The sequence below is a fragment of the Microbispora sp. NPDC049633 genome, from assembly GCF_040675265.1.
GTDB lineage: Bacteria > Actinomycetota > Actinomycetes > Streptosporangiales > Streptosporangiaceae > Microbispora > Microbispora maris.
This window is the reverse complement of the sequence record NZ_JBFAOO010000406.1, coordinates 1-1,776: the sequence shown is the minus strand read 5'-3', so window position 1 is coordinate 1,776 and position 1,776 is coordinate 1. Positions and strand designations below refer to the sequence as shown.

At 76.6% G+C, this 1,776-nt stretch carries 1 protein-coding gene and 1 pseudogene; both read right to left on the bottom strand.

Features of this window, described 5'->3' with window-relative positions; all coding sequences use genetic code 11:
* Positions 1-51: 51 nt before the first annotated feature.
* Positions 52-714, bottom strand: a complete 663-nt coding sequence (locus AB0J39_RS39430) for a response regulator transcription factor (RefSeq protein WP_363474312.1) — start codon at positions 712-714, stop codon at positions 52-54.
* Between the two features lie 103 nt (positions 715-817).
* Positions 818-1,776 (bottom strand): annotated as a pseudogene (locus AB0J39_RS39425) (hypothetical protein); the annotation flags it as partial.

Genomic DNA, 1,776 nt, shown 5'->3' with positions numbered 1-1,776 from the left:
CCGCCCTGGTCGCCGCGCTGCGGCGGCGGCCCGCGCTGACGGCGCTGCTCGCTACGGCTCGCCCGCCAGCCCCGCCTCGTGGGCGATGATCGCCGCCCGGACCCGGTTGGGCACGCCCAGCTTGGCCATGATCGTGCTCACGTAGGTCTTCACGCTGCCCTCGGCGAGGTGCAGGCGGGCGGCGATGCCCGCGTTCGACATGCCCTCGCCGACCAGGGCGAGCACCTCGCGCTCCCGGTTCGTCAGTCCCGCGACGCGCTCGCGGGCCGCGGCCGAGCGCGTCAGCCGGTCCCCGGCGAGCCCCCGCACGACCCGAGCGGCCACCGGCGGCGACAGGTACGCCCCGCCCTCGGCCGCAGCCCGGACCCCGAGAGGGAACTCGCGCGGATCCCCGGTCTTGAGCAGGAACCCCGCGGCGCCGTCGCCCAGGGCCCGGGCGACGTAGGCGTCCTCGCCGAAGGACGTCATGATCAGTACGGCGGTGCCCGGGGCGGTCCTGCGCACCTCGGCCGCGGCGGCGAGCCCGTCCAGCCCGGGCATCCGGATGTCGACCAGCGCGACGTCGGGCCGGTGCGCCAGGACGGCGTCCACCAGCTCGCGCCCGTCGGCGGCCTCGGCGACCACGTCGATGCCCGGGTCCGCCGCCAGGATCGCCCGGACCCCGGCGCGGATCACCGGTTCGTCGTCGGCGAGGACCACCCGGATGACGTGCACGACCCGATGCTACGGAACCGCTGCCACCGGGATCGTCCGGACCGGCGTCCGGGCAGCGTCGGACAGGGGGTTCCGCTGTCCGGCGTACTGGCGCGGCCGGGGCTCAGGCGGGCAGGTGCGCCTTGCTCACCAGCCGGCCTCCGGCGAAGCACAGCCGATAGAGCTCCAGCTCGCGGAACGGGTCGGAATTGGTGCTGTAGTAGCGGCACCGCGCGCCCGGAGGGATCGGCGGCTCGGGCCAGGACGGGTCGTCGATCCGGGTCCTGACCGGCAGCACCGCCGCGACCTCGGACTCGGCCTGACCGGTTCGCAGCTTCGCGAACTCGGCCGGCGGCAGGACCGAGGTGGCCGCGTCGTAGACCGTGAACCCCAGCACGAACGCCGCCACGCCGGCCGCCGCGGCCAGGGCGACCAGCGCCGCGGCCAGGCGTGTACGGCGCACCCGCCGCCGGGCCAGCGCCAGATCCAGCTCCACGGGCCGCGCTCCGGTCAGCAGGTCGTACGGCACGCCCGGGTCCGCGTCGCCGGGCCGGCCCGCGGCGACGGTGAGGCCGGTTCCCCCGGTGTCGCTGACTCCGGAAGAGAGATCCACGGCGGCCATCGGGGCCCTGGACCACCACGGCGTCGGTTCCGGCCCCGGCCGTCGCGACCGCCTCCCGGAGGGTGTTGACCATGACGACAGCCCGGGAGCATGCCCGGCGGCGGGAGGGCCGGTCCGCGAGGGGGCGTCGTGGCAGGACACGCCGTGGGGCAGCCGGACGGTGAGAGTGAATCCGCCGTCGGCGCGGCCGCTCCGCAGGGACCCGCCCTGCAGGCGGACCCGCTCCGCGAGCGCGCGCAGCCCGTATCCGCCCGAGACGCTCGGCCCGGACTGTTCCGTGGCCTCGTTCACGAGAGTCACCACGGTCTCGTCCGGCGTGTGCGCGAGCCGTACGGTGACCGGGGCGCCGGGCGCGTGCTTGGCCGCGTTGGTGAGCCCCTCCCGGACGACCCGCCGCACGGTGACGAGCGCGGGCGCGGGGATCCGCGCCTCCTCCTGCGCGCCGTGGAGCGTGACCGGCA